This window comes from Paraburkholderia sp. HC6.4b (genome assembly GCF_014200875.1).
Classification (GTDB): Bacteria; Pseudomonadota; Gammaproteobacteria; order Burkholderiales; family Burkholderiaceae; genus Paraburkholderia; species Paraburkholderia tuberum.
This window is the reverse complement of the sequence record NZ_JACHDC010000001.1, coordinates 407,547-428,911: the sequence shown is the minus strand read 5'-3', so window position 1 is coordinate 428,911 and position 21,365 is coordinate 407,547. Positions and strand designations below refer to the sequence as shown.

Annotated in this window: 22 protein-coding genes and 1 tRNA gene; 18 read left to right on the top strand and 5 right to left on the bottom strand. The window is 61.2% G+C overall.

Translation table 11 applies throughout. From position 1 onward, the window contains the following. Positions 1-32 precede the first annotated feature (32 nt). The 4 genes from HDG34_RS01850 to HDG34_RS01835 form a co-directional block, all read right to left on the bottom strand. Positions 33-830 (bottom strand): UDP-2,3-diacylglucosamine diphosphatase, encoded by a 798-nt coding sequence (locus HDG34_RS01850; RefSeq protein ID WP_184057271.1) that lies wholly within the window; start codon positions 828-830, stop codon positions 33-35. Positions 831-893: 63 nt separating this feature from the next. Continuing rightward, positions 894-1,388, bottom strand: coding sequence for a peptidylprolyl isomerase (locus HDG34_RS01845; RefSeq protein ID WP_090800697.1), 495 nt, complete (start codon positions 1,386-1,388; stop codon positions 894-896). A gap of 126 nt (positions 1,389-1,514) precedes the next feature. After that, on the bottom strand, positions 1,515-2,096 hold the full coding sequence (locus tag HDG34_RS01840; protein WP_184022474.1) for a peptidylprolyl isomerase: 582 nt from the start codon (positions 2,094-2,096) through the stop codon (positions 1,515-1,517). A gap of 50 nt (positions 2,097-2,146) precedes the next feature. Then, positions 2,147-2,938, bottom strand: coding sequence for a tetratricopeptide repeat protein (locus HDG34_RS01835; RefSeq protein ID WP_184057269.1), 792 nt, complete (start codon positions 2,936-2,938; stop codon positions 2,147-2,149). A 238-nt stretch (positions 2,939-3,176) separates the two neighbouring features. Here HDG34_RS01835 and cysS point away from each other — a divergent pair, with 238 nt between their 5' ends. The 11 genes from cysS (at position 3,177) to HDG34_RS40045 (ending at position 15,032) form a co-directional block, all read left to right on the top strand. Further along, a complete protein-coding gene (gene cysS, locus HDG34_RS01830) occupies positions 3,177-4,574 on the top strand; it encodes a cysteine--tRNA ligase (protein ID WP_184057267.1) in 1,398 nt (465 codons plus the stop codon). Positions 4,575-4,621: 47 nt separating this feature from the next. Further along, positions 4,622-5,731 carry a DNA-3-methyladenine glycosylase gene (locus tag HDG34_RS01825; protein WP_184057265.1) on the top strand — a complete coding sequence of 370 codons (1,110 nt, stop codon included), beginning with the start codon at positions 4,622-4,624 and terminating at the stop codon, positions 5,729-5,731. A gap of 128 nt (positions 5,732-5,859) precedes the next feature. Then, positions 5,860-6,831, top strand: coding sequence for an acetyl-CoA carboxylase carboxyltransferase subunit alpha (locus tag HDG34_RS01820; RefSeq protein WP_184057263.1), 972 nt, complete (start codon positions 5,860-5,862; stop codon positions 6,829-6,831). A gap of 53 nt (positions 6,832-6,884) precedes the next feature. Then, on the top strand, positions 6,885-8,360 hold the full coding sequence (tilS, locus tag HDG34_RS01815) for a tRNA lysidine(34) synthetase TilS (RefSeq protein WP_184057261.1): 1,476 nt from the start codon (positions 6,885-6,887) through the stop codon (positions 8,358-8,360). 415 nt (positions 8,361-8,775) lie between these two features. Beyond that, on the top strand, positions 8,776-10,026 hold the full coding sequence (locus tag HDG34_RS01810) for an aspartate kinase (protein WP_090800687.1): 1,251 nt from the start codon (positions 8,776-8,778) through the stop codon (positions 10,024-10,026). Positions 10,027-10,205: 179 nt separating this feature from the next. Beyond that, a tRNA-Ser gene (locus tag HDG34_RS01805) sits at positions 10,206-10,299 on the top strand. A 159-nt stretch (positions 10,300-10,458) separates the two neighbouring features. Beyond that, positions 10,459-11,673 (top strand): site-specific integrase, encoded by a 1,215-nt coding sequence (locus tag HDG34_RS01800; protein WP_184057401.1) that lies wholly within the window; start codon positions 10,459-10,461, stop codon positions 11,671-11,673. A 322-nt stretch (positions 11,674-11,995) separates the two neighbouring features. Next, positions 11,996-12,223, top strand: a complete 228-nt coding sequence (locus tag HDG34_RS01795) for an AlpA family transcriptional regulator (protein WP_184057259.1) — start codon at positions 11,996-11,998, stop codon at positions 12,221-12,223. Between the two features lie 757 nt (positions 12,224-12,980). Next, complete coding sequence (locus HDG34_RS01790; protein WP_116142094.1) at positions 12,981-13,238, top strand: hypothetical protein; 258 nt, start codon at positions 12,981-12,983, stop codon at positions 13,236-13,238. Between the two features lie 38 nt (positions 13,239-13,276). After that, complete coding sequence (locus HDG34_RS01785) at positions 13,277-14,017, top strand: autoinducer binding domain-containing protein (RefSeq protein WP_184057255.1); 741 nt, start codon at positions 13,277-13,279, stop codon at positions 14,015-14,017. Next, positions 14,001-15,032: a fatty acid desaturase gene (locus HDG34_RS40045; RefSeq protein WP_184057253.1), complete on the top strand. Its 1,032-nt coding sequence runs from the start codon at positions 14,001-14,003 to the stop codon at positions 15,030-15,032. Before HDG34_RS01785 ends, HDG34_RS40045 begins: the two co-directional genes overlap by 17 nt. On the opposite strand, the gene mnmH is transcribed toward HDG34_RS40045, so the two are convergent. After that, positions 14,958-16,016: a tRNA 2-selenouridine(34) synthase MnmH gene (mnmH, locus tag HDG34_RS01775; protein ID WP_184057251.1), complete on the bottom strand. Its 1,059-nt coding sequence runs from the start codon at positions 16,014-16,016 to the stop codon at positions 14,958-14,960. The genes HDG34_RS40045 and mnmH overlap by 75 nt on opposite strands. A 294-nt stretch (positions 16,017-16,310) precedes the next feature. On the opposite strand from mnmH, the gene HDG34_RS01770 reads away from it, so the two are divergent. The 7 genes from HDG34_RS01770 (at position 16,311) to HDG34_RS01740 (ending at position 21,362) form a co-directional block, all read left to right on the top strand. After that, complete coding sequence (locus HDG34_RS01770; protein WP_184057249.1) at positions 16,311-16,871, top strand: hypothetical protein; 561 nt, start codon at positions 16,311-16,313, stop codon at positions 16,869-16,871. 970 nt (positions 16,872-17,841) lie between these two features. Next, positions 17,842-18,138, top strand: a complete 297-nt coding sequence (locus HDG34_RS01765) for an AlpA family phage regulatory protein (RefSeq protein WP_409259236.1) — start codon at positions 17,842-17,844, stop codon at positions 18,136-18,138. After that, positions 18,135-18,461, top strand: a complete 327-nt coding sequence (locus tag HDG34_RS01760) for a hypothetical protein (RefSeq protein WP_184057246.1) — start codon at positions 18,135-18,137, stop codon at positions 18,459-18,461. Before HDG34_RS01765 ends, HDG34_RS01760 begins: the two co-directional genes overlap by 4 nt. A 460-nt stretch (positions 18,462-18,921) precedes the next feature. Further along, positions 18,922-19,770, top strand: a complete 849-nt coding sequence (locus HDG34_RS01755; RefSeq protein ID WP_184057244.1) for a ParA family protein — start codon at positions 18,922-18,924, stop codon at positions 19,768-19,770. Then, complete coding sequence (locus HDG34_RS01750) at positions 19,763-20,341, top strand: hypothetical protein (RefSeq protein ID WP_184057242.1); 579 nt, start codon at positions 19,763-19,765, stop codon at positions 20,339-20,341. The genes HDG34_RS01755 and HDG34_RS01750 overlap by 8 nt, the downstream gene beginning before the upstream one ends. Next, positions 20,338-20,985: a lytic transglycosylase domain-containing protein gene (locus tag HDG34_RS01745; protein WP_184057240.1), complete on the top strand. Its 648-nt coding sequence runs from the start codon at positions 20,338-20,340 to the stop codon at positions 20,983-20,985. Before HDG34_RS01750 ends, HDG34_RS01745 begins: the two co-directional genes overlap by 4 nt. Positions 20,986-21,020: 35 nt before the next feature. Further along, positions 21,021-21,362 (top strand): TrbC/VirB2 family protein, encoded by a 342-nt coding sequence (locus HDG34_RS01740; protein ID WP_184057238.1) that lies wholly within the window; start codon positions 21,021-21,023, stop codon positions 21,360-21,362. Positions 21,363-21,365 lie beyond the last annotated feature (3 nt).

Here is a 21,365-nt window from a genome sequence, read left to right as displayed (position 1 = left end):
GGCAGCGCGAAGCGCACGCCGTACCCACGAGGTCAATCCAGCGGCAACGCTCGAATCCCGTCGGCATCGATCTTCAGATAGCCGCCCCGGCGCTCGCCGTGATCGAGATCCCAGTCGGGCAGAACCCAGCGCGTGCCGCCCGGCTCGCGATGCCGCGCGGGCAGATGGGTATGCCCATGAATGATCGTCGCGGTCTTCGATTTCCTGAACAGCGCGGCGACACCTTGCGGGGTCACGTCATACTTGATCGGCATCGGCCGCGTGCGGCCATGCTCGCTCTTCGAGCGCATGTTCTCGGCGAGCTTGCGACGCCAACGAAACGGCCACGCGAGAAACAGAATCTGCGCGAGTCGATTGCGCGCGAAACACCTGAACAACTGATAGCCGCGATCCGCGGTGCACAGACCATCGCCATGGGCGAGCGCAATGCGCGTGCCGAACGCGGTAATCACGAACGGATCGGGCAGCCAGATCGCGCCGGCCGCTTTCATGAAGCGCTTGCCCAGCAGAAAGTCGCGGTTGCCGTGCATGATGTAAAGCGCGATGCCGCGCTCGGACAGCGTGTGCAGCAGCGCCGCAATATGGGCGACGAACGGCTCGCTCAGCATGTCGTCGCCGACCCAGTACTCGAACAGGTCGCCGAGGATGAACACCGAGTCGGCCGCTTCCGCGCTCACGCCGATGAAATGCTCGAACGCGGCGACCGTGCGCGGAATCGCCTCGCTCAGATGCAGATCGGAGAGGAAGAAAAAAGGGCGCGCGGCGTGCGGGCGTTGGCCCTCGCCTGGCACGCCCGCGGCGACGCTTCGCAGCGGCGTCTCTTGCAGCATTGAAGGTGCCTGATTTCAGTTCAAAGGAGTCGACGCCCGCATGAGGCGCGACTCACTCACGGTTTAGCCGACGACGACAGCTTTTTCGATCACCACATCATCGACCGGCACGTCCTGATGGAAGCCCTTCGAACCGGTCTTGACCTTCTTGATCTTCTCGACCACGTCCATGCCTTCGACGACTTTGCCGAACACCGCATAGCCCCAGCCTTGCGGCGTCGGCGACGAGTGGTTCAGGAAGTCGTTGTCGTTCACGTTGATGAAGAATTGCGCGGTCGCCGAATGAGGGTCGTTGGTACGCGCCATTGCGATCGAGCCGTTCTCGTTCTTCAGACCGTTGTTCGCCTCGTTGGTGATCGGCTCGGCCGTCGGCTTCTGCTTCATACCGGGTTCGAAGCCGCCGCCCTGGATCATGAAGCCGTCGATCACGCGGTGAAACACCGTGTTGTCGTAGTGGCCGGCCTTCACGTAGTTCAGGAAGTTCTCGACCGACTTCGGCGCCTTTTCGGCATTCAGCTCGAGTTTGATGAGGCCGTGGTTCGTATGCAGTTCAACCATGATGGAATCCTTTGATGAACAGGTGGATAAAAGGCGCGGCGCGTCGTCATGTGCTGACGACCGGCCGCGCCGGGGCGTTGGTTGGGGCCGGACTTCGGCCGCGCGGGTTCGCTTGCCCGTTCGTTTTTACTTGCTCACCACCGTCGCCGACTGGATCACGACCGGCTTCTGCGGCACATCGCTCATCGGGCCGCGCGTGGTGGTGGGCGTGGCTTCGATGCGTTTCACGACGTCCATGCCGCTCGTGACCTTGCCGAATACCGCGTAGCCGTTGCCGTCCGGATTCGGGTAGTCGAGATTGGCATTGTCCACCGTGTTGATGAAGAACTGCGCGGTGGCCGAATTCGGGTCGCTGGTGCGCGCCATCGCGATCGTGCCAGCGGTGTTCTTCAGACCGGTGCGGCTCTCGAGCGGAATCGGCGCGCGCGTCGGCTTCTCGACGAAGCTCTGCGTATAGCCGCCGCCCTGGATCATGAAGCCCGGAATCACGCGATGGAAGATCGTGCCGCTATATTGGCCGGCTTTCACGTAGTCGAGGAAATTGGCGACCGTCTTTGGCGCTTTCTCGGGATACAGCTCGACGCGGATGTCACCCTCCGACGTCTTCAGCAGCACGGAAGGATGAGCGGCCTGCGAACCGGACTGCGCAAAGGCGGGTGCGTTTGCGATCAGGGCGGCGCTGCCGAGCGCCAACATCAACCATTTCATGAAAGTCCTCGGGGTTGGAGAAAACTTGCGGCAGGCAACGAGCCCGGCGCTCAGCGCGACGGCGCCATGTACGGCGGCATGGCGAGCGAGCCATTCGGGCCGCCGAACTGGAAGCTCGGGCTGTCCGTGATGTTCGACGTGGGGTGCGCGGCGGGCACGGTCGTCTGCTCGGCGGCAGGCTGTGACGCCGCGGCAGCGGGGGTTGCCGGCGACACGACCTTCTGGATATCCGCGAGACGCTGCGCGGTCCTCGGGCTCGCCTTGCCGAGGCTCTCCGCGCGACGGTACGCGGCATCGGCGAGGCGCAGATAGAGGTCACCGAGGTTCTCGAACGCGAGGCCGTAGTTCGGATTGACCTGGGTGGCCATCTCGAGCGCCGCGCGCGCTTCGGTCAGACGGCCTTGTCTCGCGAAGAGTGTGGCGAGGTTGTTGTACGGCTCGGGCAACTCGGGATACAGCTGCGTGAGTTCGGTGAACGCCGTGATCGCTTCGTCGTCGCGATTCAGATGCACGAGCACGTTTGCGCGTTTGAACTTCGCTTGTGCGTCGCGCGGATTCGCGGCGACGCGCGCATCGAGTTGGGTCAGCGCGGCTTGCCAGTTTTTCTGCGCGATCGACGCGTCGATTTCCGGCGTATTGTCACGCACGGCGGGGCCTTGCGGCATCACCGCGGTCTTCTGCGCATAAGCGCTCGCGACCGGCACCGCGGCAAGTGCGGCAACGACGGTGACGCGCCACGCGAGGGCACGCGCCGCTTCGAAAGTAACGCCACCGACAACGTTGCCAAACGCAGTCGCGGCGAGGGTCGCAGCGCTGTGCGCGCGGCCGCTTGAGTGTTTCATAGGCTCAGGTCTGGATGTTATACTCCGAGCCATTCTAACAAAAGGTCTGCGCGTTCCGTCGAACCGCCGACTGTCTTTTCGCCACTCGTGGCCGTCTCCGCCCGGTTCGCAGCCTGATCGCCGCACGAGGTGCGCCGGTTTCAGCTGTATGCGATGCACCCGTTATCCTGTTCGTTTCGCGGGTCGCGGCGCGCATGAAGCACAATGCGGACTTCTTTCGGCCCACGCACCGCTCTCTATGGAATCTCTGCGCATTTACAACACGCTCGCGCGTGACAAACAGACTTTCGTGCCGCTGCGCGAAGGTGTCGTGCGGATGTACGTCTGCGGGATGACCGTGTACGACTATTGTCACGTCGGTCATGCGCGCGTGATGGTCGTGTTCGACATCGTGCAGCGCTGGTTGCGTGCGCTTGGCTACAACGTGACTTACGTGCGCAACATTACCGATATCGACGACAAGATCATCAAGCGCGCAGTCGAGAACGGTGAAACCATCAAATCGCTGACCGATCGCTTCATCGCCGCGCTGCATGAAGACGCGGACGCGCTCGGCATCGAGCGTCCGGACATCGAGCCGCGCGCGACCGACTTCATTCCGCAGATGCTCGGCATGATCGAGACGCTCGAGAAAAACGGCTACGCCTACCAGGCGAGCGACGGCGACGTCAACTACGCGGTACGCAAATTCGCAGGCTACGGCAAGCTGTCGGGCAAGTCGCTCGAAGACCTGCGCGCTGGCGAACGCGTGGCGGCCAACGACGCGAAACAGGACCCGCTCGACTTCGTGCTGTGGAAGCAGGCGAAGCCCGAGGAACCGGCCGACAGCGGCTGGGATTCGAAGTACGGGCGCGGTCGTCCCGGCTGGCACATCGAGTGCTCGGCGATGGGCTGCACGCTGCTCGGTGAACAGTTCGACATTCACGGTGGCGGCCAGGATCTGCAGTTTCCGCACCACGAAAACGAGATCGCGCAAAGTGAGGCCGCGACCGGACAAACATTCGTCAATTACTGGATGCACAACGGCTACGTACAGATCGACAATGAGAAGATGTCGAAGTCGTTGAACAATTTTTTTACGATTCGCGAAGTGCTCGCGCAGTACGATGCAGAGGTGGTGCGTTTCTTCATCGCGCGCGCGCATTACCGCTCGCCGTTGAACTACAGCGACGTACATATCGACGACGCGCGCAATGCACTCGCGCGTTTGTACACGGCGTTGAAAGACGTGACGCCCGATAGCGCCGTGCTCGACTGGAACGAAGCGCACGCGCAGCGTTTCCAGGCGGCAATGAACGACGACTTCAACACGCCGGTGGCCGTGTCGGTGCTGTTCGAGCTGGCCACCGAAGTGAACCGCACGCGCGACCCCGCGCTGGCCCGTCAATTGCGCGCGCTTGGCGCGGTGCTCGGGCTGCTCGGACGCGAACCGCGTGCATACCTGCAGCAGGCAGCGGGTGCTGCAGCCGAAGGCGCGCTCGAGCCCGTCGCGATCGAAGCGAAGATCGCCGCGCGCATCGCCGCCAAGCAGGCAAAGGACTATGCGGCAGCAGACCGGATCCGGGCCGAATTGCTCGATGCCGGCGTTGCCCTTGAAGACAAACCCGGCGGGTTGACCGAGTGGCGGCGCGTGTGAGCGCACCTCGTACTTCCCTCTGAACGACTCGCCAGGCAGGAGGCAGGATGGCAACGGCCACGAAGACGCCGGCTAAACGCGCGGCGTCTCAAACCAGTGCGGCAGCCGCGGCATCGGCTGCCGCAGCATCGGCTGCCGCAGCTCAGTCGACTCGTGCGGGCGGCGGCGCGGTAGACAAAGCGCCCTCGAAAGCGGGCGGGGCGGCGGCGAAAGCCGACTCGGCCGCGGCAAAGAAGAACGCGGCCAAACGCTCGCTCAATGGCGCGGGCACTGAAGCTGCGCACGCGCCTGCGAAACGCGCGAAAACGGCGTCGCGGGCGAAGGGCAACGGTGCGTTGCCGGCCAAACTCGCGGCCGAGCTCGCCGGCGACGTGCAGGAACTCGCGCGCGACAAGAACGCGGGCGAAGTCGTGCGCAAGACGCGCGTATCGGCCACCTCGGCGAGCACGGAAAGCGCGGGCGGCGAAGCGGCCGGTGTCGCATCGCTCGCGAACGAAGTCGCGGTGCCGGTGCAGATCGGCGGTCTCGCGCCTGAGGTCACGCGTCCCGCGTATTGGGACAAGGCGTGCGCGGATCTCGTCAAGCGCGATCGCATTTTGAAGAAGCTGATTCCGAAGTTCGGCCCCGTGCATTTGCTGAGTCGTGGCGATCCTTTCGTCACGCTTGCGCGCTCGGTGGTCGGCCAGCAGATCTCGGTCGCGTCGGCGCAGGCCGTGTGGGCGAGGGTCGAAGTCGCGTGTCCGAAGCTCGTGCCGCAGCAGTTCATCAAGCTCGGTCTCGAGAAGCTGACCGCGTGCGGTTTGTCGAAACGCAAGGCCGAGTACGTGCTCGATCTCGCGAGGCATTTCGTGTCGGGCGCGTTGCACGTCGGCAAGTGGACGTCGATGGACGACGAGGCGGTGATCGCCGAACTCACGCAGATTCGCGGCATCGGCCGCTGGACCGCGGAGATGTTCCTGATTTTCAACCTGTCGCGTCCCGATGTGCTACCGCTCGACGACCTCGGCCTGATCCGCGCGATCAGCGTCAACTATTTCAGCGGCGAACCCGTCACGCGCAGCGAAGCGCGCGAGGTTGCCGCGAATTGGGAGCCGTGGCGCACGGTGGCGACCTGGTACATGTGGCGTAGTCTCGATCCGTTACCGGTCGACTACTAAAGAAGAACAGGAAACGAAGCCGTTTCAGAGACTATCGCGTATATGATATCGATAGTTGAGAAATGGTTTTGACATCGGCGCACGCGGTTAGAATACGCGCTGCCCGGTAAGTCCAAGGATTACAACCAATGAAGACCACGTTTCTGGATTTCGAACAGCCGATCGCTGAACTCGAAGCGAAGATCGAAGAATTGCGCTTCGTGCAGGACGACTCGGCCGTCGATATTTCGGAAGAGATCGAGCGGCTGTCCAAGAAGAGCCAGCAGCTCACCAAAGATCTGTATGCGAACCTCTCACCGTGGCAGGTTTCGCAAATCGCCCGTCATCCGCAGCGTCCGTACACGTTCGATTACGTAAGCGAGCTGTTCACCGACTTCCATGAACTGCATGGCGACCGCAACTTCGCGGACGATCTGTCGATCGTCGGCGGTCTCGCGCGGTTCAACGGCCAGGCGTGCATGGTGATCGGTCATCAGAAGGGCCGCGACACCAAGGAGCGCGCGCTGCGCAACTTCGGCATGCCGCGTCCGGAAGGCTATCGCAAGGCCGAGCGGCTGATGCGCCTCGCCGAGAAGTTCGGCCTGCCGATCTTCACGTTCATCGACACGCCGGGCGCGTACCCAGGCATCGGCGCGGAAGAGCGCGGCCAGTCCGAAGCGATCGGCCGCAATCTGTACGTGATGGCCGAGCTGAAGACGCCGCTGATCGCGACGATCATCGGCGAGGGCGGCTCGGGCGGCGCACTCGCTATCGCGGTGGGCGACAGCGTGCTGATGTTGCAGTTCTCGACCTACTCGGTGATCTCGCCGGAAGGCTGCGCATCGATCCTGTGGAAAAGCGCCGCCAAGGCACCGGAAGCAGCGGAGGCGCTCGGCCTGACCGCGCATCGTCTGAAGGCGCTCGGTCTGATCGACAAGATCGTCAACGAGCCGCTCGGCGGCGCGCATCGCGATCCGAAGGGCATGGCGGCGATGCTGCGCCGTGCGCTCGCCGATTCGCTGCGCCAGTTCCAGGGTATGAGCACCAACGACCTGCGCGAACGCCGTTTCCAACGGCTGATGGCGTACGGCAAATTCAAGGAAACGACGCCGGGCGCATAAGCCCGCGCGTTGGCCTGTCTCTTTCGTCCACCGGCGCTTTCCGCGCTAACGACGTGACCACCACCGCCGACTCATCCGCCGAGCGCCTCGTGATCGAGGCGCTCGGCGCCGCGCTGTCCGGGCTCGATTCGAACGCGCGCATTGCGGTGGCATTCAGCGGCGGCGTCGATTCGAGCGTGCTCCTCGATGCGGCGGTGCGCGTCGCGGGTGCGTCGCGCTGTATCGCGCTGCACGTGCATCATGGTTTGAGTCCACATGCCGATACGTGGCTCGCGCACTGCGAGGCTTTCGCGCGCGAACGTGGCGTCGAATTCGACGCGCGACGCGTGGATGTTTCGCGCGCGCCGGGCCTGAGCATCGAGGCCGCGGCACGCGACGCGCGTTATCGCGCGCTCGAAGCGATGTGCGCAACGCACGGCATTGGCACGCTATGGCTCGCGCAGCATGCGGACGATCAGGCCGAGACCGTGCTGCTGCAACTGCTGCGCGGCGCGGGGCTCGCGGGTCTCGCGGCGATGGCGCCCGGCTCGCTGCCGACAGGTGCGTCGACGACACGCGTGCGGCCGCTTTTGCATCTGCTGCGCGCGCAGCTCGAACACTATGCGAGCGCGCGCAAGCTGCGCTGGATCGACGACGAATCGAACGCGGACACGCGTTATGCGCGCAACGCCTTGCGTCATCAGGTGATGCCGGTGCTCGCGGTGCACTTCCCGGGCTATCGCGATGCGCTCGCGCGCACGGCCGCGCATTCGGCATCGGCGCAGCGATTGCTCGACACGCTCGCGCGCGCCGACATGGAAAGCGCGTCGCGCGATGAAGGACGCGCCCTCGCGCACGACGTGCTGCTCGCTCTCGACGACGATCGCGCGCTGAATCTGCTGCGCTACTGGATGCGTACGCTCGGCTTCGTCGCGGCATCGAGCGCGCGTGTCGCGGATGCACTGCGGCAGTTGCGCGAAGTGGCAGCGGGGCAGGACGGACATCGGCTGCGCATCGATCATGCGGGGCATGCGTTGCGCAGCTATCGCGGCCTCGTCTACTGGGAAGCCGGCGATAGCAGCGAACCCGCCGACGAAACCGCGCTCGTCGAGCGCGAGATCAGTGAACTCGCGTGGCAAGGGCAAGAGATCTGGCATTTGCCGCAATGGCGCGGCACGTTCGTGTTCGCGATGGTGGATGCAGCCGCTGCTTCCGACGTAGCCGACGCAGCGCACGCAGCACCACGTAACGAAGCATGCGACATGGTTCCCGTCAGCGTCCTGCAACGAGCCTCTCTAAGCGTGCGGGCGCGCCGCGGCGGAGAACGCATGCGCATCGGTGTGCCGAACACGCCCAGCCGCACGCTGAAGAACCTGTTTCAGGAGCGCGGCATTCCCGCATGGAAGCGCGACGTGCCATTGCTTTACGTTGGCGATGAACTGCTGTTCGTGCCGCTGATCGGCATGAATCGCGGGACTGTGCGCGACGCATCTCCGGAGCGCGAAGCGTGCGTGAAAATCGTCTGGCGCGAGGATCTGCTGATCGCCTGAGCGCCGGTCGGACAGTCGCGCAAGCCGTGCGTGCAGATGTCGAAAGCGTGAAACAGGGCGCAAATCAACGATAAAACAGGGCATTGCAGGCCTGATTCGACGCATTTGAGCGCTCGTTGCGTCTTGTCTTTTTGCCCCTAATCAGGTACTTTAGCTTGTTTGCCCGACCCGATTTCGCCGTCGCTTTTGTCGCTATCGGTCGTTAGTGCCGGCAGGCGTGCGTGATCCGTCGTCGCCGTTCAATTCCGATCAGCCATTTGCGATTTCATCCCGGGCAAATCCGCGCGTGCTGCACGCGTGCTGCATCTACGCCGCCACACACTTTGCCGCCGTTCACGAGACGTTGCGCCCCTGTGCTTTCTGTGCGGTCGTCTCCAGCGCGCCAGCGCGGTTTCTCTTCCAGTTCAGAACGACAATGGCACTCATCGTACATAAATACGGCGGCACCTCGATGGGCTCGGTCGAGCGCATCAAGAACGTCGCCAGGCGCGTCGCGAAATGGCACAAGGCCGGCCATCAGATGGTCGTCGTGCCGTCGGCAATGTCCGGCGAAACCAATCGCCTGCTTGGCCTCGCGAAAGAAATCACGACTCAACCGAGCCCGCGTGAACTCGACATGATCGCCGCCACCGGCGAGCAGGTCAGCTCGGGTCTGCTCGCGATCGCCCTGCAGGAAGCCGGCGTCGAAGCGGTCAGCTACGCAGGCTGGCAGGTGCCGGTCAAGACCGATAGCGCGTTTACGAAAGCGCGCATCAGCGACATCGACGGCGAGCGCGTCATGCAAGACCTCGCAGCCGGCAAGGTGGTCGTGATCACCGGCTTCCAGGGCATTGACCCGGACGGCCACATCACGACGCTCGGCCGCGGCGGCTCGGACACGTCGGCAGTCGCGGTCGCGGCCGCGCTGAAGGCCGACGAGTGCCTGATCTACACGGACGTCGACGGTGTGTACACGACGGACCCGCGCGTCGTTGAAGAAGCGCGCCGGCTCGACCGCGTGACGTTCGAAGAAATGCTGGAAATGGCCAGCCTGGGTTCGAAGGTGCTGCAGATCCGCTCGGTGGAATTCGCCGGCAAATATCAGGTGAAAACGCGCGTGCTGTCGAGCCTGACCGATCCGCTGATGCCACTCGACGAAGAAATGAAGTCGGGCACCCTGATTACTTTTGAAGAAGACGAGACCATGGAAAAAGCAGTCATCTCGGGTATCGCGTTCCAGCGCGACGAAGCTCGTATCGCCGTGATGGGCGTGCCCGACAAGCCGGGCATCGCGTATCAGATTCTCGGCCCGGTGGCGGACGCGAATATCGATGTCGACATGATCATCCAGAACCAGAGCGTCGAGGGCAAGACGGCATTCACGTTCACGGTTGGCCGCGGCGACTATGCGCGTGCAATGGAAATCCTCACCGGCACGGTAAAGGCGCACGTCCAGGCCGAGCAGGTGCTGGGCGACCCGAAGGTGTCGAAGGTGTCGGTGGTCGGCGTCGGGATGCGCTCGCACGTCGGCATCGCCAGCAAGATGTTCCGCACGCTGTCGGAAGAGGGCATCAACATTCAGATGATCTCGACCTCGGAGATCAAGATTTCGGTGTTGATCGACGAAAAGTACATGGAGCTCGCGGTACGCGCGCTGCATAAGGCCTTCGAACTCGATCAGGCATAAGTGGCGGGAAAAACGGGGCGCTCTAGAGCGTCCCGTTTGTTTTGTGGCGTTCATGTGAATGAATTGCGTGGTGAGACGCCACGTTGGCACAAATATGTTCGTCAGACATTGACCTTATCGGCCCGGCCCGCTATGATCTTGCCTTCGTCGCACTGACTCCCTGTGCGACAGAAAGTTTGGGAGACGTGGCCGAGAGGTCGAAGGCACTCCCCTGCTAAGGGAGCATCTGGGCCAAAACCTGGATCGAGGGTTCGAATCCCTCCGTCTCCGCCAGGAGCACCTCCCGGGGCATCTCACAATGTCCCGGACCAAACCCCGGAAGGCCGCCACATGGGCCTTCCGGGGTTTTTTCTTGTGCCGGACCTTCCCGCTCCATACCACCCAATCGCAAACAAAAGTATGGGTAGTAGTATGGGTAGAAAGGAGGCAGTCATGAGCACGATTTCACGCTCCATCCACCGTCTTTCCGCGCTCGGCGTCGCACGTCTGAAGCAGCCTGGCCATTACTGCGATGGCGGTGGTCTGTACCTTCAGGTGTCGGTGGCGCGTACGCGCTCATGGGTCTACCGCTTCAGGCGCAAGGGCCGGTTGCGTGAGATGGGCCTGGGGCCACTGCATGTCGTCTCGCTTGCCGATGCACGCGAGCTCGCAGCCCGCTACCGGAAGATGCTTTTCGAAGGTGTCGATCCGATCGAGGCGCGCCGTGCCGAACGCGCGCAGCAGCTTGCGATGGCCGCACATAACAAGACGTTTGATGAGTGCACCAAGGCATTCATCAAGGCCAACCGTGCAGGGTGGAAAAATGAAAAGCACGTGACGCAATGGGAGAACACCCTGGCCACTTACGCTTCTCCATTTTTCGGCCAGCTTTCCGTGCGCGATATCGATACAACGCTCGTCGTGAGTGTTCTCGAACCCATCTGGGAGGCGAAGCCCGAGACGGCCAGTCGCGTGAGGGGGCGCATCGAGTCGGTGCTTGACTGGGCAACCGCGCACAGGTATCGGGAGGGAGAGAACCCGGCACGATGGAAAGGCCATCTCGACAAAATCCTGCCTGCGCGCATCAGGGTGCGCAAGGTTCGGCACCATCCCGCGTTGCCCTTCGGCGAAGCGCCCGCATTCATGAAGGCTCTCAAGGCTCAGGATGGTCTCGCAGCACGCGCGCTGGAACTCGTGATTCTCACTGCGGGCAGGACCAACGAAGTGATCGGCGCGATACGCAGCGAGTTCGATCTCGATGCCGCGACGTGGACAATCCCTGCGGAGCGGATGAAGGCTGAGCGCCCGCATCGGGTTCCGCTGTCCGCGTCGGCTCTTGCGCTGGTTCGCCGCCTGCTTGATGAGACGGACGGAGAACTGGTCTTTCCGGGCGCGAAGAAGGGTAAGCCGCTGTCGAACATGGCAATGCTTACCGTCCTTCGCCGCATGAAGCGCGCCGACCTCACCGTGCACGGCTTTCGTTCGACCTTCCGCGACTGGGCCGCCGAATGTACGACGTACCCCAACGAAATGGCCGAAATGGCGCTCGCTCACGCGGTGGACGACAAGGTTGAGGCCGCCTATCGTCGAGGGGACATGTTCCAGCGACGCAGGCAGATGATGGATGACTGGGTGGCTTACTGCAGCCCGAAAGCGAAAGCAGCCTGATGTCGTGCGCGGATTGTCTGAGGCCTTGTCGGCGCGGCCGCTGCGAACAGGTAGGTTTCCTGGCGCACGCATCTCTCAGGGGCCGCAAGGATTAGTTTCGGGCAAATCGCGAAGTTTCGCTCTCTGGTGGCTTGCCGGTGGGAGGATTGCCCCGTCGTCCCTGGAGAGTGGGAACAGCAGGGAATCCAGGGGAAATCGCCTTCGGAGTGTGGCTCCGGATTTCCGCAATCCTGTTCCTCATCGCAAGTTTGCAGCGCCTTCTGCGACAAGCTAGATTGGCGATGTCCGGGGTTATCCGGACGTAGTCGGGAGGGCCAGAACAATGGACGAACAGATTGCCGAACGCGCTGGCGCGAGAGTGCGCCTGATTCGCCTTCGCGAGGTACGTACCCGCGTTGGCCTCGGTGCAAGCACTGTATACCGGTATCTGGCGGTCGGGAAATTTCCACGGCCGGTGGAGATTGGCGGCGGCAGAGTAGCATGGCTGGAAAGCGAGATTGACGCATGGATCGCTAACCGCATGGAGGCGGGACGGCGCGGGCCAGGATGAAGTGGCTTATTCTGGTAGTCCGAGTGCGATGTTGTCATCCGTGCAATAAACGTACCGTGCGTCGTACTGCCAGGTATTTTATGCGGGACGCCACCGACGCACGCAGTTGCTTGCTAGTCAAACAAAGGCGCCCCGGTTCTCCAGTACGGTATGGAACCATAGTGAACGGTAAGGGCACGCCCCAAGCGGCCTCACGAGCTTGATTCGTAAAGGCATTGAGCTTTCCTTCGCTGTACCTTGCTCCCATTCTAGGGTGATTCGTGTAGTTCGTCTGGCATTGCAAATTTCGCTACGAGGATTTGACGGTACACCAGCCCTCGGTCTTCGCGAGACAGGTGATATCACTCCTTCCAGACTTGGTTCGGTGCTGTTGCAGTGAGGTGGCGCTCCAGTTGATTGGGAACCACCGGCAAATTGTGGCTGATTGCGCCACGAAATAGGACAGTGCTAAGCTAAGTCATTACTTGTCGGAACGCGAATTGTTTCATAAAGCTTTCGAACATGACAAATGTAATCTCCGAACTAGGTTTTGTTTGCCCTAAGTGCGGCGTCCCGATGGAAGACTGTTGGGAAGTGCTCGCTGCGGGGGAGATTCACCGCCTAACTTGCCAGTGCTGCGGCACCGAGTATGACGGTTTGATTGTCGAATGTCTCGCTTGTGGATCTGAAGACTTTATCACGAGCGTCTCGATAATCGATCCCGAAGGGATCGCCTGCTCTTCGTGTGGTCATCGCAATCGCCCTGCCGGAGCCGATGATGAAGAGTCTTGTTTTTGAGCGCGGGCTCAATCTCGGTGGGGAACACGTCGTGCTCAGCCTTTTCCAAACGGCGCGCGGTTTTTCGCTTGAACGGCGGCTTATTGAAAGGGATCAAACAGCATCTGTCCAAGTGCTGCCGATTTCTGCGTTAGGCGATCTACACCGATTTGCAGACGCGGACCCGTATTCGGAGGAACTGGCTCCGTTGTATTACGAAGTTCGGCGTCACCTCGTAGAAAATCGCGTGGCCGAATAGCTACGCAAGCGCCTGAAGGGGTTGAGGAGGGTGAGGAAATGATTGCCCAACAGGCGCCCCCTGAAGTTGGCAGTCTCTTCGAAGAGCTCATGGTCGCCAAGGACGACTCTGAACTGGCAAGTTGCGTCAAATCAATCGTCACAGCGCTTGGCGGTGAGTCGTACGTGTTCGTTTCACTCCATCCCAGCGCGACAACGGCTATCCGTGCGACGCATCGCTTTCTCATTGGCTGCCGCCCGGAATGGTGTCAGATGTATAACGCCAATAAATGGTACATGACTGACCCGTTTCTAGAGTATGCGCGAAGCAACACCGCTCCAATAACGGGGTCCGAGATTGTCGCCGAAACACAAGGCCAGCGCGAAATGCTCGTCGCGGCAAGCAAACACGGCTTCAGAAGCGGGATCGTGGTGCCGGTCCACGCCAGCGCCACAGAGCGTATGGGTGTTCTGTACATCGGATCAGACGATAGCCAGGCTGTCGGGGAAAAGAGGCTGACCGTGCACCGATTGTATTTCAGAGCACTTGCCATGGAATTGCTCGATTGGTCCATCCGGATGACAAGACGCGAGATCCTTGAGGCGCATGGTATTACTGAAATGGATCTCCGCGTAGTGGGCTACCTTAAAAATGGATTTACTGCGGAAGACATTGCTCGCGAGATGGACATCTCCGTTCAGACCGTCTACGTAAACTATAGAAAAATAAAGGACAAGATTGGTGTTTCGCATATCTCAGAAGCGGTTAAGTTCGCGGAAATGAATGACCTTCTGGCGTAACTCGGGTAGAGCGTTTTGGCTCTCGCTCACTTTACCCACGGCTGCAGGCGCCCTCTTCTTTGTCGGACGCCCTTGGACATTTGTGGCTGTGGTCCTGTTCGTTGTTCCTGCGCTGGACGCAACGATAGGGCGAGGAGCTCCCAAGTCGGGACAAGCCATCGAGAAAACAGATGAAGATCAGGTACCTGCCTGGTTTGCTTTCTCTTGGGCCTTGGCACTCGGAATCGGTGCGTACCGTGCGTCAACTGCATCATGGGTGGAACTGGTCGGACTTGGTGTCGCGTGCGGAGTGTTAAGCGCTACCGCAATGGCACACCTGCATGAGCTTACGCACCGACCAGCCAGAATATGGCAGCACGTTAGTGACCTGGCATTCGTCGTTGCCGGCTATCCGCATTACCGGGTTGCGCACCAATTGCATCATCGACATGTTGGAAATCCGCAATTCGGTTCGACTGCTTCATTGGGCACGACGGTATGGTGTCATGTTGGACGCTCCTATGCAGCGGGGTTGCTCTCGTCGTTTTCGCGGCGTTCCCATCCGGGGGGAAAGGTACCGTATAGCCTTTTTCGAAATGCACTTTTCGCAATATTGTTGCTGGGCTTCGCCGCGCTTCTGCAATGGAAGATTGCGCTTTTCTACATCGGATACGCTGTTGTGAGCGTGTTTGTCGTTGAGGCAGTCGGGTACATGCAGCACTACGGATTCGATGCTGACATTTCGCGCACTGCGCTTACGTCGTGGGATGTTGACTTTTGGTTGTCGAACTGCCTACTCGTGAACAACGGCTTCCATAATGCTCACCATCAGGACGGTGAAACGCCATATCAGAGTCTCACCGCGCAACGAACCACTTTGCCGGGTGGCTACTTTCAAATGCTTTGGTTGACGCTTCTCTCGCCGTTCTGGTTTTCGATAATGAATCGACGAACGAAGGTCTTACTCAGGCGGAGGCGACGTCAGAGCGTCACTCTCAGAAATCAAACGTCTTGCGACGTTTGCGAGATACGATGAGTCAAGCGTTTCAAGTTGTATCTTGATGGCGTGCTCCGTATGCAAATAATTTTGCTTCGTCGAGCGAGTGTACGCAGGGTCGTAATAGTCGACCATGATGCTCTCGAAGAGAGCTTCGATCTCGCGGCGTTCAGCCATCGACGCCCACTTCTGTAGTGTCGCCCCGCTTACGAGTGCTTTTAGGTGGCCAAGTTGTGTGACTAGGCCCGTGGGGTCTCTTTCGAAGTGGGGATACTCGCGACGCCACATTGCAATTCTTTCGCGCATCGGGGTCTCGACGGCGAATAAACGTCCGCCATGCATTCTATGGAACAGCGCAGTCGGCAATTGGACGTGACCGATTCGCTTGCTTTCACTTTCGATCCAGATCTGCTTTGCCGAGTCCAGACGACTTATCTCGGCAAGCAAAAGGCTGTCAAAAAATTTCTGGCTTGGTTGGGCTCGCCCTGGAATTGCCCCAATGATCGAGCCGCGGTGCGAGGCAAGGTCCTCTAGATCGATGACCTGTGCACCTGCCGTCCGTAGCGCGAGTAGCAGTCGAGTTTTTCCGCATCCGGTGGGGCCAGAGAGCACATTGAACTGCAAGTGCGCGGGGACCTCTTCGAGAGTCTGACGCACCCAATTTCGATATCCTTTCCAACCAGTCGGCAGCCTGTCGACCTTGTAGCCGATGGTTTCCAGAGCGTCTGTCCAAAGTTTGCTTCGCTTCCCACCACGGAAGCAATAAACCAGGACTGACATTCGTCGATCGCTCCGAAAAAACGGAAGCTCGAGGTGCCGGGCGATGTTCTTTAGGGAGTAGGCGACACCGATCTGATACGCGCGCATCGGATTGGTGCGATGAGTAGTACCGACTTCCGCATACTCATCGTCGAAGACGACCGGAAGGTTTATGGCCCCAGGCAGATGGTCTTCGGCAAATTCGCGCGGGCTTCGTGCGTCGATAATCAGGTCAAATTTCTTGAGAGCATCCAAATCATACATATTTCGCCCTCTCTAGCATGGTATTTTGGAAAAGTCAATGCAAAATGGCATCGCCCCGATGCTAGGAGTGACGGATTAAACTCTCGCTTACTGAGTTTGTGAAGATAAGCCGATTTTACGTCGGTGGGACCAAAGCGTCACCCAACAAGAAAAACGCAGGGCGCGTCATTGCACAACAGGCCCAAGCCCGTCGATGAAGGAGACGGCCCATCTGGTCATGCGGGAAAGTTTTGAGCGGACCCGTCGGGGGGCAGAGAGTGATGCGGCATAACGCTGCAGCCAATGAGGACGATCATGGATCACTCACATAACGCGTGCCAGGCACCAGGCGCTTGCGACGGAATCGTCTCAAAGGCTACCTTCAACACATTGCAGCGGCGCGTGGACCGGGCCGAGGCCGATGTCCGCCGGCTAACCGAGCGGTTGCGAGAAAAGGATCGACAATTAGCTGAGATGGGGAAGGCGCTGCTGCGCACGGTAGCGTTGCATCATGCAACCGAGGAAGGGCTGGAGGAGGAAATTGACTCTCTACGTGCGATAATTCCAGTGTGGAAAGCCTGCCTGTACACGAGTGCGGGGCCGTCGGAGCAGTCCGACGGAATCACAATTCACCTGCCGTTCATCACCGAAATTCTGTCCGGGATGTTCGATATCATGCACACGTTCTGGTCGAGCTATGACGAGAACAATCCGCCCAAGTCGTCTGTGGTCGCGCATGCGATCGACAAACGATTAAACCTAAAGGGCCAGCCCAATGGAGAAGCGTCGCGCAGCGGACAGACGTACGCTTCTGCGATTCGGCCTGACTGGCTAAAAGAAGCTGATAGTCGTCATCACACGCGACCACGATCCTGACGGGGCGCTCTGACGGTAAGACGGGTTTGCCCGTCGCTTGATCCACTTGCTTGAATGGTCCCCGTAGTTCGCAGCTCTTGCTGGCGAAAGCACCGGGGTTCGTCATGGGCGAAACGGTACCATGTAGAGCAGGGCAGGCCAACTGCAGCGCGAATGGGTTGTACTTCGTGGGGCCGTTTCCGCGGCGGCCACCGTCCAGAGCCTTCATACGGCGTCGCTCTTTCCCAACGGCGTGACGGGAGAGGACCGCGTGGCTCCGGAAGGGGACCGGTTACGGGCAGCGCAGTTCTACGTCCAGTACGAACGGGTGGCAACAATGATCTTACGGACGATTCATACAGGTGGGGGCGAGTCCACAGGTCGGAGCAGGCAGCGTGTTGGTGTCGTGGGCGGGAATCCGTCGGCGGCCCTTAGGTACGACTACTACTTTCGAAGCGAATCGACGTTTACGCTGCACGGCGTTACGATGCAATAACACAGCGTGTCGTCAGGCAACACTTGGGCGCTGGTATGAGGACGAAGTTCTGGCGTCCCTGTCGATCCGCTGGTGTCTTGGCACGCTTGCCCGTTCGGCCGGCGCCAGTGAGGCGGAAAAGTCAAGCCTGTCGACTACTTCGTCGGCCGGATTTGTCCGGCCACCGTCTGCATCGGCCAGGCCGCGGGTATCGAGGCATCGAGCGAGGCGGGCTACGTCTCGCGATCCCGGATGGAGCACACGCCTTCGCGACCCATCTCACTTTGAGCCGTATCACCCGGACTCGACGAGCTGCGCAACGTAGCTTTCGAGCTATTGTCCCGGATCGGCACCGATCATCGTCGTTTCTCCTTCGTAATGCACCTATCCTGAATCGTTTAGTAACTCTTAAAGATACCGACTGGGGTTCGTCTCACATGGTGACCGGTCAGGCTTTCACGACGGTGCCTCCCGACGATAAGACGGGTTTGGCTGACGGACGCAATCGCTGCTTGAATGCCCTCTGTGGTCCGGCCATCCGGGCCGGAAAGAAAACACAGGAGGGCAGTCATGTCCGTCGAAGACAACGAATCTCGGGCGATATTGCGCCGCCGGCAGGTCGAAGCGAAGACGGGGCTATCACGCTCAACCATATACCGGCGCATGCGGGTCGGCACGTTTCCGTCGGCAATATCACTGGGGGGCCGGATGGTAGGTTGGCGCGCAACTGACATCGGGCAGTTTCTCGCGAATCCGGCGCGTTATCGGGCACCGGAGCCGGAACACCGGGACGATGCGGAGTCGTTGCCATGAGCCGCGACCTCGCCGAGGCGCCCCTCGCCCGTCGACTTGAGAACTGGGGAAATGTGTCACGCGGTGCCTATGATCCGATCGATGCGGCGCTGGTGACGAAAGCATGGCAGACGTTGCATCCGTCGCATCGGGAAATACTGAGGATGGTCTTTCTGTGGCATGCCGATCGCGAGGTTGTTTGCCGACGGCTGCGCATAGCCCGGCGGCCGGCGCAACGCTTCGACCTAGAACTCGCGGCAGCGCGTTTAGCGCTCGCGCAAGCCCTTGCCGGCAGGATGAAGGAAGTTGGTGCCAGCGGGCTACCTCCCGCCGAAGAAACATGAAACGCGCGAGCCTGTTTTCGGGCGATAGTGCCCCGGGCGGCCGGCATTTTACTGCGCGGCGTCGTTCCGCTGGAGGGTGTCGGTGTCGAAGCTCCAAGATGTGAAATTTTTTTGGGAACACGAGAGAACTCCATGGAACACGTGGGTAGATGGATAGGCGGAGACGCTCTCCCGGGCGCTTGCATTGCGTCTTGGGCTGAACTAGATTGAAGCCAACAATCTGATCCGGTCAACGTGCCCCGCACGACCGAGTACGCGTTAGCGGCCCCTCAGTTCGATGTCTATGCGACGACGTGGTGTGCCGTGACGCATTCGCAAAAAGCCTGCATCTGCAGGCTTTTCTGCTTTCTGGCGCTGATGCAATGATCCCCCGTTGAGCCCGCGGTCAGCCTCTCTGGCGCCGCGGGTTCCTTTTCTTCGCAGGTTCATCGACAGCGGGCGCGGCTGAGGACGATGAACCATGAAATCGCTTCTGATCATTTCGGCAAAGAGTAACTCGGGCAGGACGATGCTGACCTGCCTGCTTGCCCGTCACCTGCATCGCGTCAATCACTGGCGCGTGCTGGTACTGGACCTTGCCGAGCCGCCGCGCTGCGCACAGATGCTCGCCAGCGGGCAGCATGACGCGATCGGGTCCGGCAACCCGGTGCCGGACCCGCCCGGGCGCGCCCGACCCGCACCCGGCGGCTGCGTTCGCGTGTTCAGCGGCGACGCCGTCGACGGTCTGCGCTCGCGTGACGATCCCGCCCGCACCCGCTACTACGCGAACCTTCGTCATCTGCTATGCGTGGTGGCGCCGCGGTTCGACGTGTGCCTGATCGATACTCCCGTGCTGCCCGACCTGCGCGCTGTCTGTGCAGAGGCGCTGGTGGACGCGGTACTGAGCCCCATAGCGATGTCGCCGGAATGCGTCGACTGCGCCTCGGAAATCATCAACGGCACGTACGGGATCCGCAACGTCCGGGCGCGACTGAATCCGGCACTGCACTTTGTCGGGCTTCTGCCCGTCGTCGCAATCCCTGGACCGATGGAAGAAGCGTGGGTGAAGGTGATGGAAACGACGCTGCGTGAATGGCTGATCGCAGACCAGGCTTTTCCCCACGGATACGCCTGGCTGCCCCGCCTGACAGCTGTCGGGCGCGCCGCGGGTTCCTCAGTGCCGCGCGGCCGGCCAGCCGCGCAGGATGTCCGGGTAGCCGAATCCTCGCGGACAGTAGTCGCCTGTCTGGAGGTCCTCGCTCGCCGGCTCGATGCAATCGGGAACGGTGCAATGCCTGCCCTTCGTCGTGCAGAGGTGTGCGATGCATGACGCAGCCATCTCATTCGACATTGCCATCGCCGGCCGCGGGCTGCTGCGGGTGTTGCGCCGCTGGTTGATTGTCCTCGCCGCATTCGTCGGTGCATCAATCCTGGCGCCTGGCACTGCCCATGCCGACGACTGGGGTTGCCAGGTGATCCTGTGTCTCTCGAATCCCGGTGGCCCTGAGCAGTATGGCGAGTGTGTCCCGCCGATCGAGAGGCTGTGGACAGCCTTGCGCCAAGGCGATCCTTTTCCGGCGTGTGACTTCGGTGCAGGTGGCTCGCAGGGGACGTCGGCGGTGAACATCTTTGCGGGCACCGGGTACTGCCGCGAGGACCTGCTGTACTGGGGCGGCCCTAAGCAGAGTGAGCTGCTATGCAATGCGCGCGGCGCAATCAATGTCGAAATCGACGGCGCCCTGTACACGCGGGTGTGGTGGGACGCGGGAGGCGCAGACCGCACGATCACTGAGTTCTACGGAGCCGGCAGTACCGCTATCCCGTACGAGCCGACCCAGTCCGCACGTCTCTTTCTGGAGCGGGAGTACGAAAGCTCGGGCGGTCAGGGAGGTGGCGAATGATTCCACTCACCGCATTCCTGGCCCTGACACAGCAGTGCGCGCCGGCCGTGGCACCCGCCACGATGGCAGCCATCGTGCGGGTCGAGTCGGGTTTCAACCCGTACTCGATCGGGGTTGTCCATGGCCGCCTCGAGCGCCAGCCAGCGAACCTCAACGAGGCCGTTGCGACGGCGCGCGCGCTGGAGGCGGCCAGGTGGGATTACAGCGCAGGTCTCGCGCAGGTAAACCGGGCGAACTGGATCCGGTTCGGCCTGACGCCGGAGATCGTCTTCGATCCGTGCCGCAATCTCGCCGCCGGCGCGGCCATCCTCCAAGGCTGCTTCGAGCGCGCGCGGCACGAGTATGCAGGAGCGCAGGACGCATTGCGCGCGGGGCTGTCGTGCTACGCGAGCGGCGACTTTTCCACGGGATTTCGCACGGGCTATGTGCAGAGGGTCGTCGCCGAAGCTGCGCTCCCTGATCCGGTGGTTCCGGCGACTGCCGCCGACGTCCCGCCCATTCGCGTCATTCCGTCCAGTCCGCAGGGTGCGCGTTCCGGTCCGTCGCGCATCCCGGATGGAACGCCTTCGACCACCGGCCGCAGACGAAATCGCCAGACTGGTCTACCCGGCGACATGGCGCAGGAAAGCGCGGTCGTCTTCTGACCAAGCGAGACCCATGTGTGTAACAGGAGCAGCCCATGAAATCAGGACTACAAATCAAATGGAGAAATATTCCACGGGAGACGTGGATGCGTGGGTCGGCGCGAGCCGTCCGGCGCGGGCTCGCGATTGCGCCCCTGCTGGCACTGACGGTGACGCCGGCATATGCGCAGCTCTCTCAGGTCAACACTCTGCTGACAACGATCCAGACCACATTACTCAGCGTGGGTGCGGTGGTGTGCTCGATCTCAATCATCTGGGCGGGCTTCAAGATGATGTTCCAGCACGCGCGCTTTGGCGATATCGCCAACGTGTTCATCGGCGGCCTGTTCGTGGGCTGCGCCACGGTGATCGCAGCGATGCTGATCCCGACGAGCTGATCC

Coding starts and splice junctions, on each gene's coding strand:
- HDG34_RS01850 (WP_184057271.1), bottom strand. CDS start 830: ATGCTGCAAGAGACGCCGCTGCGAAGCGTCGCCGCGGGCGTGCCAGGC.
- HDG34_RS01845 (WP_090800697.1), bottom strand. CDS start 1,388: ATGGTTGAACTGCATACGAACCACGGCCTCATCAAACTCGAGCTGAAT.
- HDG34_RS01840 (WP_184022474.1), bottom strand. CDS start 2,096: ATGAAATGGTTGATGTTGGCGCTCGGCAGCGCCGCCCTGATCGCAAAC.
- HDG34_RS01835 (WP_184057269.1), bottom strand. CDS start 2,938: ATGAAACACTCAAGCGGCCGCGCGCACAGCGCTGCGACCCTCGCCGCG.
- cysS (WP_184057267.1), top strand. CDS start 3,177: ATGGAATCTCTGCGCATTTACAACACGCTCGCGCGTGACAAACAGACT.
- HDG34_RS01825 (WP_184057265.1), top strand. CDS start 4,622: ATGGCAACGGCCACGAAGACGCCGGCTAAACGCGCGGCGTCTCAAACC.
- HDG34_RS01820 (WP_184057263.1), top strand. CDS start 5,860: ATGAAGACCACGTTTCTGGATTTCGAACAGCCGATCGCTGAACTCGAA.
- HDG34_RS01810 (WP_090800687.1), top strand. CDS start 8,776: ATGGCACTCATCGTACATAAATACGGCGGCACCTCGATGGGCTCGGTC.
- HDG34_RS01800 (WP_184057401.1), top strand. CDS start 10,459: ATGAGCACGATTTCACGCTCCATCCACCGTCTTTCCGCGCTCGGCGTC.
- HDG34_RS01795 (WP_184057259.1), top strand. CDS start 11,996: ATGGACGAACAGATTGCCGAACGCGCTGGCGCGAGAGTGCGCCTGATT.
- HDG34_RS01790 (WP_116142094.1), top strand. CDS start 12,981: ATGAAGAGTCTTGTTTTTGAGCGCGGGCTCAATCTCGGTGGGGAACAC.
- HDG34_RS01785 (WP_184057255.1), top strand. CDS start 13,277: ATGATTGCCCAACAGGCGCCCCCTGAAGTTGGCAGTCTCTTCGAAGAG.
- HDG34_RS40045 (WP_184057253.1), top strand. CDS start 14,001: ATGACCTTCTGGCGTAACTCGGGTAGAGCGTTTTGGCTCTCGCTCACT.
- mnmH (WP_184057251.1), bottom strand. CDS start 16,016: ATGTATGATTTGGATGCTCTCAAGAAATTTGACCTGATTATCGACGCA.
- HDG34_RS01770 (WP_184057249.1), top strand. CDS start 16,311: ATGGATCACTCACATAACGCGTGCCAGGCACCAGGCGCTTGCGACGGA.
- HDG34_RS01765 (WP_409259236.1), top strand. CDS start 17,842: ATGCCCTCTGTGGTCCGGCCATCCGGGCCGGAAAGAAAACACAGGAGG.
- HDG34_RS01760 (WP_184057246.1), top strand. CDS start 18,135: ATGAGCCGCGACCTCGCCGAGGCGCCCCTCGCCCGTCGACTTGAGAAC.
- HDG34_RS01755 (WP_184057244.1), top strand. CDS start 18,922: ATGAAATCGCTTCTGATCATTTCGGCAAAGAGTAACTCGGGCAGGACG.
- HDG34_RS01750 (WP_184057242.1), top strand. CDS start 19,763: ATGCATGACGCAGCCATCTCATTCGACATTGCCATCGCCGGCCGCGGG.
- HDG34_RS01745 (WP_184057240.1), top strand. CDS start 20,338: ATGATTCCACTCACCGCATTCCTGGCCCTGACACAGCAGTGCGCGCCG.
- HDG34_RS01740 (WP_184057238.1), top strand. CDS start 21,021: ATGAAATCAGGACTACAAATCAAATGGAGAAATATTCCACGGGAGACG.